At 66.3% G+C, this 13703-nt stretch carries 14 protein-coding genes; 7 read left to right on the top strand and 7 right to left on the bottom strand.

What is annotated here, in order from left to right; translation table 11 throughout:
• Position 1 precedes the first annotated feature (1 nt).
• Positions 2 to 2014, top strand: coding sequence for a S1 family peptidase (locus ACQCSV_RS16725; RefSeq protein WP_426938853.1), 2013 nt, complete (start codon positions 2 to 4; stop codon positions 2012 to 2014).
• Positions 2015 to 2084: 70 nt separating this feature from the next.
• Here the strand turns inward: ACQCSV_RS16725 and ACQCSV_RS16720 are convergent, their stop codons facing one another.
• Positions 2085 to 2531, bottom strand: coding sequence for a PaaI family thioesterase (locus tag ACQCSV_RS16720; RefSeq protein ID WP_426938852.1), 447 nt, complete (start codon positions 2529 to 2531; stop codon positions 2085 to 2087).
• Positions 2532 to 2662: 131 nt separating this feature from the next.
• On the opposite strand from ACQCSV_RS16720, the gene paaZ reads away from it, so the two are divergent.
• Together paaZ and ACQCSV_RS16710 are read left to right on the top strand one after the other, a co-directional pair.
• A complete protein-coding gene (gene paaZ, locus ACQCSV_RS16715) occupies positions 2663 to 4765 on the top strand; it encodes a phenylacetic acid degradation bifunctional protein PaaZ (RefSeq protein WP_426938851.1) in 2103 nt (700 codons plus the stop codon).
• Between the two features lie 73 nt (positions 4766 to 4838).
• Positions 4839 to 5234 (top strand): VOC family protein, encoded by a 396-nt coding sequence (locus ACQCSV_RS16710; protein ID WP_426938850.1) that lies wholly within the window; start codon positions 4839 to 4841, stop codon positions 5232 to 5234.
• A 28-nt stretch (positions 5235 to 5262) separates the two neighbouring features.
• On the opposite strand, the gene ACQCSV_RS16705 is transcribed toward ACQCSV_RS16710, so the two are convergent.
• The 3 genes from ACQCSV_RS16705 to ACQCSV_RS16695 form a co-directional block, all read right to left on the bottom strand.
• Positions 5263 to 5868 (bottom strand): TetR/AcrR family transcriptional regulator, encoded by a 606-nt coding sequence (locus tag ACQCSV_RS16705; protein ID WP_160673990.1) that lies wholly within the window; start codon positions 5866 to 5868, stop codon positions 5263 to 5265.
• Positions 5869 to 5970: 102 nt separating this feature from the next.
• Entirely contained in the window at positions 5971 to 7326 is a 1356-nt protein-coding gene (locus ACQCSV_RS16700; protein ID WP_426938849.1) for an AMP-binding protein, read from the bottom strand.
• A 7-nt stretch (positions 7327 to 7333) separates the two neighbouring features.
• Positions 7334 to 7807 carry a hotdog fold thioesterase gene (locus ACQCSV_RS16695; protein WP_354155241.1) on the bottom strand — a complete coding sequence of 158 codons (474 nt, stop codon included), beginning with the start codon at positions 7805 to 7807 and terminating at the stop codon, positions 7334 to 7336.
• Positions 7808 to 7961: 154 nt separating this feature from the next.
• Here ACQCSV_RS16695 and pta point away from each other — a divergent pair, with 154 nt between their 5' ends.
• Positions 7962 to 10046 carry a phosphate acetyltransferase gene (gene pta / locus ACQCSV_RS16690; RefSeq protein ID WP_354155242.1) on the top strand — a complete coding sequence of 695 codons (2085 nt, stop codon included), beginning with the start codon at positions 7962 to 7964 and terminating at the stop codon, positions 10044 to 10046.
• A gap of 56 nt (positions 10047 to 10102) precedes the next feature.
• Here pta and ACQCSV_RS16685 read toward each other — a convergent pair whose 3' ends face one another.
• The 3 genes from ACQCSV_RS16685 to ACQCSV_RS16675 all read right to left on the bottom strand — a co-directional run bounded on the left by ACQCSV_RS16685 (position 10103) and on the right by ACQCSV_RS16675 (position 11180).
• Positions 10103 to 10363: a hypothetical protein gene (locus ACQCSV_RS16685; RefSeq protein ID WP_354155243.1), complete on the bottom strand. Its 261-nt coding sequence runs from the start codon at positions 10361 to 10363 to the stop codon at positions 10103 to 10105.
• Between the two features lie 113 nt (positions 10364 to 10476).
• Entirely contained in the window at positions 10477 to 10599 is a 123-nt protein-coding gene (gene ykgO / locus ACQCSV_RS16680; protein WP_354155315.1) for a type B 50S ribosomal protein L36, read from the bottom strand.
• Between the two features lie 218 nt (positions 10600 to 10817).
• A complete protein-coding gene (locus ACQCSV_RS16675; RefSeq protein WP_426938848.1) occupies positions 10818 to 11180 on the bottom strand; it encodes a hypothetical protein in 363 nt (120 codons plus the stop codon).
• A 143-nt stretch (positions 11181 to 11323) separates the two neighbouring features.
• Between ACQCSV_RS16675 and ACQCSV_RS16670 the strand changes: the two genes are divergently transcribed.
• The 3 genes from ACQCSV_RS16670 to ACQCSV_RS16660 all read left to right on the top strand — a co-directional run bounded on the left by ACQCSV_RS16670 (position 11324) and on the right by ACQCSV_RS16660 (position 13637).
• Positions 11324 to 12490 carry an acetate kinase gene (locus tag ACQCSV_RS16670; RefSeq protein WP_354155244.1) on the top strand — a complete coding sequence of 389 codons (1167 nt, stop codon included), beginning with the start codon at positions 11324 to 11326 and terminating at the stop codon, positions 12488 to 12490.
• A 9-nt stretch (positions 12491 to 12499) separates the two neighbouring features.
• Positions 12500 to 13054: a GNAT family protein gene (locus ACQCSV_RS16665; RefSeq protein ID WP_354155245.1), complete on the top strand. Its 555-nt coding sequence runs from the start codon at positions 12500 to 12502 to the stop codon at positions 13052 to 13054.
• Between the two features lie 115 nt (positions 13055 to 13169).
• Positions 13170 to 13637, top strand: a complete 468-nt coding sequence (locus ACQCSV_RS16660; RefSeq protein ID WP_354155246.1) for an SRPBCC family protein — start codon at positions 13170 to 13172, stop codon at positions 13635 to 13637.
• The last annotated feature ends 66 nt before the right edge of the window (positions 13638 to 13703 follow it).

The raw sequence follows: 13703 nt of genomic DNA, 5'->3' as shown, positions 1-13703 counted from the left end.
TTTGAAACGTGTATTTGCAGCAGCAGCGGCTGCCGGAGTGGCACTTTCCGTGGGGCTCGGGGCCGTGCCGGCCTGGGCTGTAGAGCAGCCGGCGGTTGAGCCGTCTGCGGTTTCGGAAAGCCCGACGGCGGGTGGTTCCGGGGTCAGTGACGTTCAGTCGAGTGCCGTGCAGCCGAGCGACGCGAAGCCCAGCGATGCCGGCCTTCACAAAGCCGCCCTCCGCGATCTTGGCCTGACCCCCGAGGAGTTTGCTGCTGCGGGCCAGCTGGGCAAGCAGGCCGCGGACGTTGCCGGGGCCCTGCGGGACATCCCCGGCTACCTCGGAACACGGATCCGCGAGGGCAGCATTCTGGTTGCCGGCTCCGGAGCCGAGCTGGAGGCTGAGGTGGCCAGGCTCAGCGCGGCTATCCCGGCCGTTGCCCTTGACGCACCGTCCGCCGCGCCGCCGTCGAACGCTGCTTCTCCCGCAGCCGGTACCGAACTGGCCCGGAGCACCCAGGACCTGTACCAGGCGTACCTCCGCGACGTGGGCGCGGTGGGGTTGCAGGCCGTGGCGTTCACCGGCAGCAGGTTCGTAGTCCGTACGGGCGGCATCAACGGGTCCGAGGCCACGGTTCCTGATGTGGCCGCCGGAAATCCGAGTCTTACCGGCCCCAACCGCACCAGCCCCATCGCGGACGGCAAGATCTCGGCCGCCGAGTTCGTGGCCCGCTACGCCAACGTGGAGCTCGACGCCGGCGCGCCGCTCGCGCCCGAGGCAGACGTCCCCGGAGGATTGGGTTACGCCGCTGACAACGGCATTATCTGTTCCACAGGTTTCTCGGCCTTCGACTCCGCTGGCCTCCCCGCAGTCCTCACGGCCGGCCACTGCAGCGCTGACGGCGATGCGGAGACGGCCACGCTCCAATTCCAAGGGGTGCCTGCCGGGTTACTCGGAAAGTTTGGCTTCAGCCAGTTCGGCGGACCTGGAAACTCCACCGTCCTGCATCCGCTGGACCCAGCCAACCCCGGCAACGTCGGAACGGATATCGCCGTCATTGAGGAACTCCGCGCGGACCTGGACCCATTGCCCGCCGCCAGTACGTGGGGCGATCCGTCAGAGCCGGGCCCGGACGTCAAGATCATCGGAACGGCTGCCCCTGTTGTTGGCCAGCCGGTCTGCCGCTCCGGCCGCACGTCAGCATGGTCCTGCGGAACCATCGACGAGGTGGGGATCTACGTGGTCCGGGGCATCACGTCGGCCCCCGCAGACCTGCGGGCCTTCAACGGTTTCCTGTCCTTCGACGTCCAATCCAGCGGCGGAGATTCCGGCGGGCCCTGGGTCAGCGGGAACTACGCAGTGGGCACACACTCGGCCGGGGATACCCCCGATGAGAATGGCCGCTTCGTCAAGAACTTCGCCATCGCCGCCACGCTCGACGACGCGATGGCCGTGCTCCCCGGCTACCAGCTGGAACTTTTCCTCAACAAGCCAACGGTGACGTCGCCCGCGCCGGGGGCAACGTTCGACGCCGGCCAGACCGTCACAGGAGTGGTGGCCGCGGCTCCGGCATCGACTGTCGCGGCCGGTACGAAGATCAGGATCACCGTCAGTGGACGGGCGCCTGTTGAAGTGCCCGTGGATGCCGGCGGTGCGTGGTCGTTTACTGCCCCTGCTGTGGCCGGACCGCTGCGTTTCACGGCCGAAACGGTCAACGGATTCAGCACCTCCGGAGCCGTGGCCTTCGACTTCACCCCGGTCAGCCAGCTCTCCCCGCCGGCCCCGACCCCCGTAGTAGTCCCTGCTGCCGCCGGGCCGGCCGAGGTACCAGCCGCGAACGGTGCGGCGCCCCCGGCAGGTGACAGCGCCGGCGTCGTACGTCCGCTGGGTGACAGCCGGGCGGCTAGCTTGGCCAATACTGGAGCGTCCGGGCTGGTTCTGTTCGCCGGGCTCGCGGCCGGTGCGCTTGCCGTCGGCGGTGTGTTCCTGGTCTTGGTGAAGCGGCGGAAGCGGCAGCGCCCCACCCGCAGTTGACCTATCACTTAGCGTCGTCATCAGCGTCAGATGGCGACGTTAAGTGATACGGCAACCGGGGGTGGGAGGGTTATTCCTTTGGCTTCATCAGCAGGTTGGTGATGCGCAGCGTGCAGAGGCGCTGACCGGCGTCGTTGGTGATCAGGACCTCGTGCGTGGTCAGGGTGCCGCCGAGGTGGATGGGCGTCGCGGTGATAGTGATCTGCCCCTCGCGCGCCGAGAGGTGATGCGTCGCTGAGACGTCCACGCCCACGGCAGTTTTTCCCAACGTACTGGCGTGGATCACGGCCGCCCAGGAGCCCACAGCCTCGCCCACCGCCAAGGACGCGCCGCCGTGGAGCAACCCGAACGACTGCCTGTTGCCCTCCACCGGCATCGTGGCCACCACGCGCTGGACCGATTCCTCCAGGATCTTCACACCCATCTTCTCGTCGAGTTCGCCGAGGACGATCTTCCACGGGGCAGCACCATGGGCGGTGGCGTCCGGCGCACCGGCGTCGGGGGATAGGGCGCTCATGGGTCTCCTTTGTCGAGGCTGAACTTCCAGTGTGCAGTACGGCACAGTCATGTACTGTAGACATATTACCGAACGGACGGTCAGTAAAGCCGTGGCCCCGTTTGTCCCCGTGTTGGAAGGACCCGTCAACGATGACCACCACTGCCGAAGCCACAGTCGACACAGCCCAGACCGTTCCCAGTTTTGTCCAGGATTCCTGGTGGACTCCCGACCCCGGTTCGGCAGCTTCGGCTGTCCCCGTACGGGATGCGAGCACCGGGGAAGTCCTGGCCAAGGTGAGCACCGACGGCCTGGACCTTGCCGCCGTCGTGGATTACGGCCGCACCACGGGACAGGCTGAACTGGGCAAGCTGACCTTCCACCAGCGCGCGCTCAAGCTTAAGGAGCTGGCGCAGTACCTGAATGCCCGGCGCGAGCATTTCTACACGTTTTCGGCCCAGACCGGTGCCACCAAGATCGACTCGATGATCGATATTGACGGCGGCATCGGCGTCCTTTTCACGTTCGGCTCCAAGGGCCGGCGCGAGCTGCCAAATTCGCACGTGGTGGTGGACGGTCCCATGGAGGTGTTGTCCAAGGACGGTTCATTCGTGGCCGAGCACATCTACACGCGCATTCCCGGTGTTGCGGTGCAGATCAACGCGTTCAACTTCCCGGTCTGGGGCATGCTGGAGAAACTCGCGCCGGCCTTCCTCGCAGGGGTCCCCACCATCGTCAAGCCGGCCACCCCCACCGGGTACGTGGCGGCGGCCGTGGTGAAGGCGATCATCGAATCCAACATCCTGCCCAAGGGCTCGCTGCAGCTCATTTCCGGTTCCGTCCGCGGCCTCCTGGACGTGCTGGACTACCGCGACCTGGTGGCCTTCACCGGCTCCGCGTACACCGCGCTGTCCCTGAAATCGCATCCCAACGTGGTGCAGGGCGGCGTCCGGTTCACGTCCGAAACGGACTCCCTCAACGCCGCCATCCTTGGGCCCGACGCGGTGGAGGGCACGCCGGAATTCGATGCCTTTATTAAGTCCGTGGTCACCGAAATGACGGTCAAGGCGGGCCAGAAGTGCACGTCCATCCGCCGCGCCATCGTCCCGCAGGAGCTGGTGCCGGCGGTGATCACCGCCATTGGAAAACGGGTGGACGAGCGTGTAGTGCTGGGGGATCCCCGCGCCGACGGTGTCACCATGGGCGCTTTGGCGTCGCTTGAGCAGCTCGCCGACGTCCGCGCCGCGGTGCAGTCAATGCTCGACGCCGGCGGTGAGCTTGCGTACGGAACGCTCGATTCGCCGTCGGTCACCTCTGCCGGCGGTACCACGGGTGTAGTGGATGCCGGTGCCTTTATGTCGCCGGTGGTGCTGAGCTGGGCTGACGCAGAGACCGACGCGATCCACTCGCTGGAGGCGTTCGGCCCGGTAGCCTCCGTGATCGGATACAAGGACCTGCCCGACGCCGTCTGGCTCGCCACCCGGGGCGGCGGCTCCCTCGTGGCATCGGTGTGCACCAACGATCCGGCCGTAGCACGCGAACTGGTCACCGGGATCGCCGCGCACCACGGCCGTGTCCTGATGCTCAACCGTGAAGATGCCCGCAGCTCCACCGGCCACGGGTCCCCTGTCCCGCATCTGGTCCACGGCGGCCCCGGCCGCGCCGGCGGCGGCGAGGAACTGGGCGGCATCCGCTCGGTCATGCATCATATGCAGCGCACCGCTATCCAAGGCTCGCCCAACATGCTCACCGCCGTCACCGGCCTCTGGCACACCGGGGCGGACCGGAACTTCACTATGGAGACCGAGGGGACGCACCCGTTCCGGAAGCCGCTGGCTTCGTTGCGGATCGGCGACGCCGTCCGGTCCGGCCTGCGTGAAGTGTCCCTGGCGGACATTACGGCGTTCGCCAACTCCACCGGAGACACCTTCTATGCCCACACCAACCAGGAAGCGGCCGAAGCCAACCCGTTCTTCCCGGGCATCGTGGCGCACGGATACCTGCTGCTGAGCTGGGCCGCCGGACTGTTCGTGGAACCGGCGCCGGGCCCGGTCCTAGCCAACTACGGCCTGGAGAACCTCCGCTTCATCACACCCGTGGCTGCCGGGGATTCCATCCGGGTCACCCTGACGGCAAAGAAGATCACGCCGCGCGAAACGGACGAATACGGCGAGGTGGCCTGGGACGCGCTCCTGACCAACCAGAACGACGAGATTGTAGCCACCTACGACGTCCTCACCCTGGTCGAAAAGTAGCCCCCGTTTGGATCTTTCCGGGTTGCCGCGGCGTAAACTTTCCACCGTAGGAGGTGGCGAAATGAACCTAGCCATGAGCACAGCCACAACCATCCTGCCCGTCGATGACGCAGCGCGCGCCCGCAGTTTCTACACCGAAAAACTGGGCCTCCCGCACCGCGGAATGACGGACAATGGAAGCGAATTACTCGGTAGCGACGGCGGCCCGATGCTGCAGTTGTTGCCGGTCTCGGACGGGAAGCACTCCGAGCACACCGCCCTCAGTTTCGAGGTGCGAAACATTGAGCGGATCGTGCAGGACATGGAGGCCAAGGGCGTCCGGTTCCAGGACTACGACCTGCCCAACCTCAAGACCGAGAACCACATCTGCACCACGGACTCCGAGAAATGCGCCTGGTTCATGGACACGGAGCACAACATCCTCTGCGTTCACGAGACGTTGGGTATGCAGGCCGAATACCAGCTCTGACCGCCCGGTGGTTGAGCTTGTCGAAACCCTAGTGCTGCGCGTGGAGCCCGTCGAACGCGATGGTGATGACGTCGTCGGCCAGTTTCTCCGGTGTGAGGGAGCCGCCCGGTTTGTACCATTCGACAATTGAGTTGATGGTCCCGAACAGCAGGCGCGTGACGGTGCGCGGATCGATGTCCTGGCGCAGCGATCCTTCGTCGCGGGCTGCGGAAATGAGGGCGGCCACCTCGTGATCAAACGCGCGACGCCGTTCCAGGGCGTCGCGCTCAATGTCAGTATTGCCCCGCAACCGCAGGAGCAGCGTGACGAACGGCAGCCGCTCTACGAGTACCGCCACGGTCTGCCGCAGGACAAATTCCAGCCGCGCATCCGCCGCGCCGCTTTGCGCGCCGGGCTGTTCGAGGATTGATTCCAGGCCGCCCAGCGCATGGTCGAGCGCGAGCTTCAGGAGGTCGCCCTTGGACGGCACGTGGTGGTAAATGGCTGATTTCGAGATGCCCAGGTTCTCGGCGAGGATTCCCATGGACGTGGCGTCATAGCCGTGCCGGTTAAAGACGTCGACGGCGATGAGCAGCACCGACTGTTGGTCGTAACCGGGACGGCCGCGCTTGTTGGGGGCTGCTGTAGTGGGCATACCTGCTATTTTCCCATGAACGTTCGGTAATTCCCGCAGCGGCGCAGCAGACCCGCAGGCCGGGACCCCAAGCGACCCCCTCGCGCGGGAAGGTGGCGGGCCCTATGCCTTGGGCCGGAGGTCGTAGATCCGGCGCAACTTCCCGTTTGACCGCTCCAGCGAGCCGGGGTCCACCACGTCAACGGCGCACGAAGAACCCACATGGATCTTGATCTGTTCCTGCAGGGCGCGCGCCGCCGTCGTGCTCTGCTCGGGGGTGACGGCGTCCCGGCGTTCGATCCTGACTGTGAGCTGGTCCATCCGCTGGCCTTCGGGGCGGGTGAGTTCGAGCTGGAAGTGCGGGCTGAGTTCGGGGATGCGCAGCGCGATCTCCTCGATCTGGGACGGGAAGAGGTTCACGCCGCGCAGGATAATCATGTCATCGCTGCGGCCGGTGATGCGGCCCATCCGGCGGTGCGCGGGGCGGGCCGTGCCGGGCAGGAGGCGGGTGAGGTCCTTGGTGCGGTAGCGGATGATCGGCAGGGCTTCCTTGGTGAGCGAGGTGAATACCAGTTCGCCGTGTTCGCCATCGCGCAGCACGTTTTCCTTGCCCACCGTGGGGTTGAACGCGTCAATGATTTCGGGGCGGAAGTGGTCCTCCCAGATGTGGCTGCCGTCCTGGGTTTCCACAGCTTCCCCGGCGACGCCCGGGCCCATCACCTCGGACAGACCGTAGATGTCGCACGCCTTGATGTTCATGGTCACTTCGAGTTCGTGCCGCATCTCCTGCGTCCACGGCTCGGCGCCCAGGACCGCGTACTTGAGGGAGGTGGACGTCGGGTCGATGCCCGTGTGTGCCATCGCGTCGGCGATGGTGAGCAGGTAGGTGGGCGTGGCCAGGATGGCGTCCGGCGCGAAGTCCTGGATGAGCTGGATCTGGCGTTCGGTCTGCCCGCCGGACATCGGGATCACGGTGCAGCCCAGCGCTTCCGCGCCGGCGTGCGCGCCCAGTCCGCCGGTGAACAGGCCGTAGCCGTAGGCGTTGTGGACCTTCATGCCGGGCCGGACGCCGGACGCCCGGAGGCAGCGGGCCACGAGTTTGGCCCAGTCGGCCAGGTCCTGTTTGGTGTAGCCGACGACGGTGGGCCGGCCCGTGGTGCCGGAGCTCGCGTGCACGCGGGCTACTTCGCTCTGGGGGACGGCGAACATGCCGAAGGGGTACTCAGCGCGCAGGTCTTCTTTCGTGGTGAACGGGAAGTTGCCGAGGTCGCTCAGTTCGCGCAGGTCCGTAGGGTGAATGCCGGCGGCGTCGTACTTGCGCTTGTACAGCGGCACCCGGCTGTAGGCGTAGGCGACCGTGTGCTGCAGGCGGGTGAGCTGGAGGGCCTCGAGCTCATCGCGGGAGATGGTTTCCTCGCGGTCCAGGATGGCATTGGCAGGTGCCTGCGGTACGGGAGTTTCGGGGGCGTGGAGGGTCATGGTTTTCCTACTTCTTGGGGATGGTGCGGCTGCGTCCGCGGAACTCGGCAATGAGTTCCCCGGGCGTGCCGGAACTGGGTAGCGAATCGGGCTGGGCACCGCCGTCGGCCGCGAAAATCTGGATGTCGTACAGGCCGCTGCGGCCCGAGCTGGACCGGCGGTCCGCGACGGCGGTGATCACCTGGCCGCGGTAGGCGGGCTTCAGGAAGTTGATGTCCACGCCGGCGGCAACGGTGATGTTGTTGATCTCTCCCGGCGTCGGGTTAACCGGATTGCAGGCCAAGGCGAAGGCGGAATCGGCGAAGGCGAAGATCATTCCGCCGTGCGCCATGCCGAAGCCGTTGAGCATTTCCTGCCGGAGTGTCATGCGGATAGTGGCGTGCCCGTCGCTGACGGCGAGGACTTCAATGCCCATCCATTCGGAGGCATAGTCGTTTTCCAAGATGGGGTGGGTGGCCCCAGAGAGTGCTGCTTCAGCCATGCGTCATTGCCTCCAGCTTTATTTACCGAATGTTCATTAGGTAATCCCAGATGCAGGTCCGATGTCAAGGGCGCGGCGGTTTCAGGTGCCCTGTGGCGGGCCCGGAAAGTGCAAGGATGGAGATACCGGCACCACGCACAGCAAAGGGCGGACCATGGCCAAAGGCATCTACGTCAGCGCGACCACCCCGGGATCGGGCAAATCGCTCGTGGCTCTGGGCCTCGCGGACACACTCCACCGGCACGCGGACCGGATCGGGTTCTTCAAACCGGTGGTCCACGGCCCGGATGCCGCCGAGGACCCCATGGTTGCCCTGATGAAATCACGCTTCGCGCTTGACGACGATCGGTGCCGGGGCGGGCTGACGTCTGCCGAGGTGCGGGCCCTCCTGGCCGGCGGAAAACGCGCCGACATCGATGCGCGCTGCGTGGAGATCTTCGCCGAGATCGCCAGGCATTGCGACGTAGTGATCGTGGAGGGGACGGACCTCACCGGCCAGGACGCCGCCGTCGAGTTTGACCTCAACGCCCGGCTGGCCAACAACCTGGCCGCGCCCGTGGTTGCCGTGGTGGGCGCCAAGGGGCTCAGCGTCGCGGAGGCCGCGGCCGCCGTCGAGGTTGCCCGCAAGGAGTTGGCGGCCGAAAAGTGCACGCTGCTGGCCATCATGGTGAACCGCGCGGACCCTGAATTGGTGGCGGAGATCGCCGCGGAGATCAAGCCCGGTGCATCCAGCCGGCCCGTGTACGTCCTGCCGGAGCTGGAGGAGATCGCCCGGCCTACCACCGGCGAGGTTGCGGCGGCCCTTGGCGTGCGGCAGATTGCCGGCCTCGCGGACATGGAACGCGACGTCCGGGACATCAAGGTGGCCGCCATGAACGTGGGCAATTTCCTGAACGTGCTGGACGAGGGCGCCCTGGTGATCGTTCCCGGCGACCGCGCCGACGTGATGGTGGCCTGCCTGGCGTCGTCGTTCTCGCCGGAATTCCCGGTGCCGTCTGCGCTGATCCTGACCGGCGGCCTGTCCCCGGACGCCAACATCTACCCGCTCCTGGCGCAGGCCCCGTTCCCTGTGTTCGCGGCGAGCGAGGACACCTACACCACGGCCAAGCGCGTCTCCGAGGTCCGCAGCGAGATCTGGTCCGGGCACCGCCGCAAGGTGGCTTCCGCGCTGGGCCTGTGGTCCAGACGGGTGGATGAGGCTGAGCTCGTGGAGCGCCTCCACCTGCCGCGCCTGGAACGGATGACTCCGCTGCGGTTCCTGCATGACCTCATCGAACGGGCCAGGGGGCAGCGCCGGCACGTGGTGCTGCCGGAGGGAACGGACGTCCGGATCCTGCAGGCCGCCGAAATCCTGCACCGCCGCGACGTCTGCGACCTCACCCTGCTGGGACCGGATTCGCAGGTCCGTGAGCTGGCGGCGGCCAACGGCATCGACCTCGCCGGGATCAACATCGTGGACCCGGCCACCTCGGAACTGCGGCAGGGGTTCGCGGAAAAGTACGCCGAGCTGCGCGCGCACAAGGGCGTGGACCTGCCAAAGGCACTGGAAATCATGCAGGACGGCAGCTACTTCGGCACCATGATGGTCCAGCTGGGCGTGGTGGACGGCATGGTATCCGGCGCCGCGCACACCACGGCGCACACCATCCGCCCCGCGCTGGAGTTCGTGAAAACGCGCGACGGCGTAAAGATCGTGTCCTCCGTGTTCCTGATGCTGATGCCGGACCGGGTACTGGTCTACGGCGACTGTGCCGTGAACCCGGCTCCCAACGTGGAGCAGCTCGCGGACATCGCCCTCGCCTCGGCCGAAACGGCGGTCCAGTTCGGGGTGGAGCCGCGGGTGGCCATGCTGTCCTATTCCACCGGCGGCTCGGGCTCCGGCGAGGCCGTGGACGAAGTCCGGCAGGCCACCGAACTGGTGCGTGCACGCCGCCCGGATCTCGCCATCGAGGGCCCCATCCAATACGACGCCGCCGTAGACGCCTCCATCGCGGCCTCCAAGATGCCCGGCTCGTCCGTGGCAGGGCAGGCGACCGTGTTCATCTTCCCGGATCTGAACACCGGCAACAACACGTACAAGGCGGTGCAACAGAGCTCCGGGGCGGTCGCCGTCGGGCCCGTCCTGCAGGGCCTGCGCAAGCCGGTCAACGACCTCTCGCGCGGATGCACCGTGGAGGACATCGTGAACACAGTGGCCATCACGGCCATCCAGGCGCAGGTGCCCACGCCCCAGGGTTAACGCCCGACGGCGGCACCCGGGCTGGGTGCCGCCGTCGCCGGTCCCAGCTCGCTGGCTTAGCTGTTTTCCGGCTTGGCCACGCTGTCCGGGTCTTCCTGCTTGGCCGGCTCATCGGAGAGGCCCTCGGGCGTGAGGTCCAGGTTTTGCGGATCCTCGGGCTGCTCCGGAGCGTCACCCACCTCGCCGGCTTTGGGGCTTCCGGTGTCGTCGAGGGCCGGGTTGGCACCCTCGACGCCGGTGGGGTCCTTGGTGCCTGCCGTGTCAGATTCCGCGGTGTCGGGTTCGGTGTTGTCGGGCTGAGTGGTGTCGTTCGGCATGGAAGTCCCTCTCTGCGTAGTGCAACGTGTCCGCCGACTCTAAGCGCCTGCCGCGGCTTGCGCAACGGGGTGGCCTGCGCAGCGGCAATAGCGGGGTGAGCCGGTCCGCAGCCTCAGCCCTGACGGGCCTTCATCCGCGGGTTCTTTTTGTTGATCACAAAGGTCCGGCCCCGGCGTCGGACGATCTGGGCGCCGGGAACCTCCTTCAGGGCGCGGAGGGAATTTCTGACTTTCATGGGCTTGCTCCTTGTTGTTGGTGGCGGTTGGTGGGTGGCGATTTGACCGGTTGGGCAGCGTGTAGCCGGGCCGTTCAGTTCGGGGCGGGGTCGAGCTGGAAAGGGTCGGTGAGACCGGCCAGCCGCGGTCCGGTATTTTCGAGCCAGACTCGCGGGCCGATGCCCTGGATGGCGATCCGGCACTGCGGTGCGGCGGCGATCCACAGGTGGCCCCGCAATCAGCAGCAGCCCTCCGCGAGGGATGCCAGGGCGTGCCGGAACCGCTCAGGGGGCAGCGGACGTTCCCGCACAAGCTGCACACCGCGAACCCTCAGGGCGGGGTCGGCCGGAAACAGGTCCACCCCCGCCAGGAGGATGGTGGGCGCCAGGTCCAGCCGCACGGCGCAGCTTAAGCAACCGTGTTCCAACTGCGTTTGGGTGCTCACCAGGAGCCTGGACTGGCTGAAAATCCTGCGGATGACCACGCCGTTCTCCAGCAGGTCGTGCAGGACCACCACGGCGCCGGGATTGGCCGCAGCCGCGTCTTGGCAGGCTTGCTGGCGGCACAGGGCGTCCAGGGAGCTGATGACAGTGATATGCATGCCGATCACTCTAATGAGAATCATTATCATTTGCAATCGAAGTATCCAAGGGGCAACTTATAGAGTGGATTCCGGGGCGCTGCGCCAGGCTCCAGCACCACCTCGTCAGCTGTGCACGCGGTACCAAGGCTTCAGGAGGCCCCATGCTTGTGCTTGTCATTAATTCCGGCTCGTCCTCGCTCAAGTACCAGGTCCGTGACGTGGCCGCCGGCATTGTGCTGACGGAGGGGCTGATCGAGAAGATCGGCATGGGGAACGGCGGTGATGGCGACGGCGAAATCGAGGGCCCCCGGGACCATGCCGAGGCGCTGGTACAGGTAGATGCCGCGATCCATGCCGAGCTCGGGGACCTCGAGCTGGCGGCGGTGGGCCACCGTGTGGTCCACGGCGGCGAGCGGTTCGCCGAGCCGGTGCTGATCGACAACGAGATCACCCGTGCCATCGAGCGCCTCAATCCGCTTGCGCCGCTGCACAACCCCGCCAACGTCCTGGGCATCCGAGCCATCAGCAGGAAGTGGCCCGACCTGCCGCAGGTGGCGGTGTTCGACACCGCTTTCCACCGCACCCTGCCGGAGCACGCATGGCGCTACGCCGTCCCGGACGAGCTCTACACGAACCACGGCATCCGCCGCTATGGCTTCCACGGCACCTCGCACGAGTACGTCACGCAGCGCGCCGCCGCGCTGCTGGATCTTCCCATGGAAGAGTTCGACGGCGTGATCGCCCACCTGGGGAACGGTGCCTCCGTCACGGCCATCAGCCGTGGTCATTCGGTGGACACGTCCATGGGCTTCACTCCGTTGGAGGGCCTGGTGATGGGCACCCGCTCAGGCGACCTTGATCCCTCCATCCTGGTATTCCTCGGCCGGATCGGGTGGACGCCGGAGGACATCGACACCATGCTCAACCGTGAATCGGGGCTGAAGGGGCTCGCTGGGAACAACGACATGCGCTCGGTGGTGGAGGCGTCAGAGGCTGGCGACGCCAAGGCCTCAATGGCGCTCGCGGTCACGTCCTACCGGCTGGCAAAGTACATCGGCGGCTACCATGTGGCCGTCGGCGGGGCCAAGGCACTTGTGTTCACCGCGGGGATCGGCGAGAACTCGCACCAGTTCCGCGCACTGGTGACTGAAAGGCTGCGTGCGTTGGGGATAGAGCTCGACGCCGGCCTGAACAGTCAGCGGTCCAAGGAGCCGCGGGTGATTTCCACGGCTGCGTCCGTCATCCCCGTTTTGGTGGTGCCCACCGACGAGGAGCGCGCCATCGCAGAGGCGACTGCCGCCGTCGTCCACTCCGGGTCCATGGCATAGCCTCAGTCCATGCCTGATATCACTTTGCCCCTCCGCACCGAGCGGTTGATCCTGCGCCGGTTCGAAGCTGCGGACCTGGACGCCTTCCATGCCTACCATTCGCTGCCCGACACGGCCCGCTTCCTGCCGGGGGAGGCCAAGAGCTACAACAAGTGCATGGAGTCCGTGGGCAAGTACGCCAATTTCGTCTTCGAGAAGGAGAGCGACTGGGTCTGCCTGGCCATCGCAGCGAAGGGATCGCCGGGACTGCTGGGCGAAGTGGTGCTGAAGTGGCTTCCGGGGCGCGGCCAGGGCGAAGTCGGATGGACCCTGGCACCAGCCGCGCGGGGCAAGGGCTACGGGGCCGAGGCCTCGGATGCGGTGCTGAAGCTGGGATTCGAGGAGCTGGGGATGCACCGGATCGAGGCAAGGCTCGACGCCCTGAATACCGCCTCCGCGGCTCTGTGCGAACGGCTGGGCATGCGGTTGGAAGCCAGGTTTGTGGACAAATGGCACTACAAAAACCAGTGGGCCACCGAGTTGGTCTACGCGATCCTCGCCGAAGAATGGACTGCGCGGAGCTGAGCCCACCGGAGGTTTCCGGACGCCATTGACTGCCTGCTGGGTCAAGGCCAAACTGGCGTTGTGCCTAGCTGCCGGCCATGCCGCGCTGGCAACAGGCGTGTCTGAGGAGAATCCAATGCCTGTCGTGGAAGAAACTGTCTACATCGCCCGCCCGCCACAGGAAGTCTTCAATTTCCTGTCAAAGGGCGAAAACATTCCAGTCTGGGACTCCTCGGCCGTCCATGCCGAAACGGTCGGGACCGAGCCTGTTGCAGTCGGCACCCGGGTCAAGGGCGCCAGCAAGGTGGTGGGCAGGAAATTCGACTGGACAACGGAGGTCATCGAATTCCAGCCTCCAACCCGCTTTGTATCCCGCTCGGTGGAAGGAAAGCTGGAATTCACTGTCACCAATGTCCTGGAACCTGAAGGCGACGGCACCCGCCTGAACTACCGGATCGACGCCGCGTCGGGACTGGGCGGGGTATTCGGCAAACTCGCCGACCGGTTTGTGGAAAAAGCCCAGTCCCGCACCGTCCATGCCAACCTCGAGACTCTGGCCGAACTTCTGGCCGAGCACCCCGAATACGGCCGGGATGACGGCTGAGTCGCGGGATCCGGGTTTCGACAAGCTCAACCACCGGATTCGGCCCGGTGAGGGAGCGGATGGGAA

Source organism: Pseudarthrobacter sp. S3 (assembly GCF_050156905.1).
Taxonomy (GTDB): domain Bacteria; phylum Actinomycetota; class Actinomycetes; order Actinomycetales; family Micrococcaceae; genus Arthrobacter.
The sequence above is the reverse complement of the archived record's forward strand: the minus strand, read 5'-3'. Positions and strand labels throughout refer to the sequence as shown.

What these genes read in the sequence shown, in the direction of transcription:
- ACQCSV_RS16720 (WP_426938852.1), bottom strand. Translation starts at nt 2,531, where the DNA reads ATGAGCGCCCTATCCCCCGACGCCGGTGCGCCGGACGCCACCGCCCAT.
- paaZ (WP_426938851.1), top strand. Translation starts at nt 2,663, where the DNA reads ATGACCACCACTGCCGAAGCCACAGTCGACACAGCCCAGACCGTTCCC.
- ACQCSV_RS16710 (WP_426938850.1), top strand. Translation starts at nt 4,839, where the DNA reads ATGAGCACAGCCACAACCATCCTGCCCGTCGATGACGCAGCGCGCGCC.
- ACQCSV_RS16705 (WP_160673990.1), bottom strand. Translation starts at nt 5,868, where the DNA reads ATGCCCACTACAGCAGCCCCCAACAAGCGCGGCCGTCCCGGTTACGAC.
- ACQCSV_RS16700 (WP_426938849.1), bottom strand. Translation starts at nt 7,326, where the DNA reads ATGACCCTCCACGCCCCCGAAACTCCCGTACCGCAGGCACCTGCCAAT.
- ACQCSV_RS16695 (WP_354155241.1), bottom strand. Translation starts at nt 7,807, where the DNA reads ATGGCTGAAGCAGCACTCTCTGGGGCCACCCACCCCATCTTGGAAAAC.
- pta (WP_354155242.1), top strand. Translation starts at nt 7,962, where the DNA reads ATGGCCAAAGGCATCTACGTCAGCGCGACCACCCCGGGATCGGGCAAA.
- ACQCSV_RS16685 (WP_354155243.1), bottom strand. Translation starts at nt 10,363, where the DNA reads ATGCCGAACGACACCACTCAGCCCGACAACACCGAACCCGACACCGCG.
- ykgO (WP_354155315.1), bottom strand. Translation starts at nt 10,599, where the DNA reads ATGAAAGTCAGAAATTCCCTCCGCGCCCTGAAGGAGGTTCCCGGCGCC.
- ACQCSV_RS16675 (WP_426938848.1), bottom strand. Translation starts at nt 11,180, where the DNA reads ATGCATATCACTGTCATCAGCTCCCTGGACGCCCTGTGCCGCCAGCAA.
- ACQCSV_RS16670 (WP_354155244.1), top strand. Translation starts at nt 11,324, where the DNA reads ATGCTTGTGCTTGTCATTAATTCCGGCTCGTCCTCGCTCAAGTACCAG.
- ACQCSV_RS16665 (WP_354155245.1), top strand. Translation starts at nt 12,500, where the DNA reads ATGCCTGATATCACTTTGCCCCTCCGCACCGAGCGGTTGATCCTGCGC.
- ACQCSV_RS16660 (WP_354155246.1), top strand. Translation starts at nt 13,170, where the DNA reads ATGCCTGTCGTGGAAGAAACTGTCTACATCGCCCGCCCGCCACAGGAA.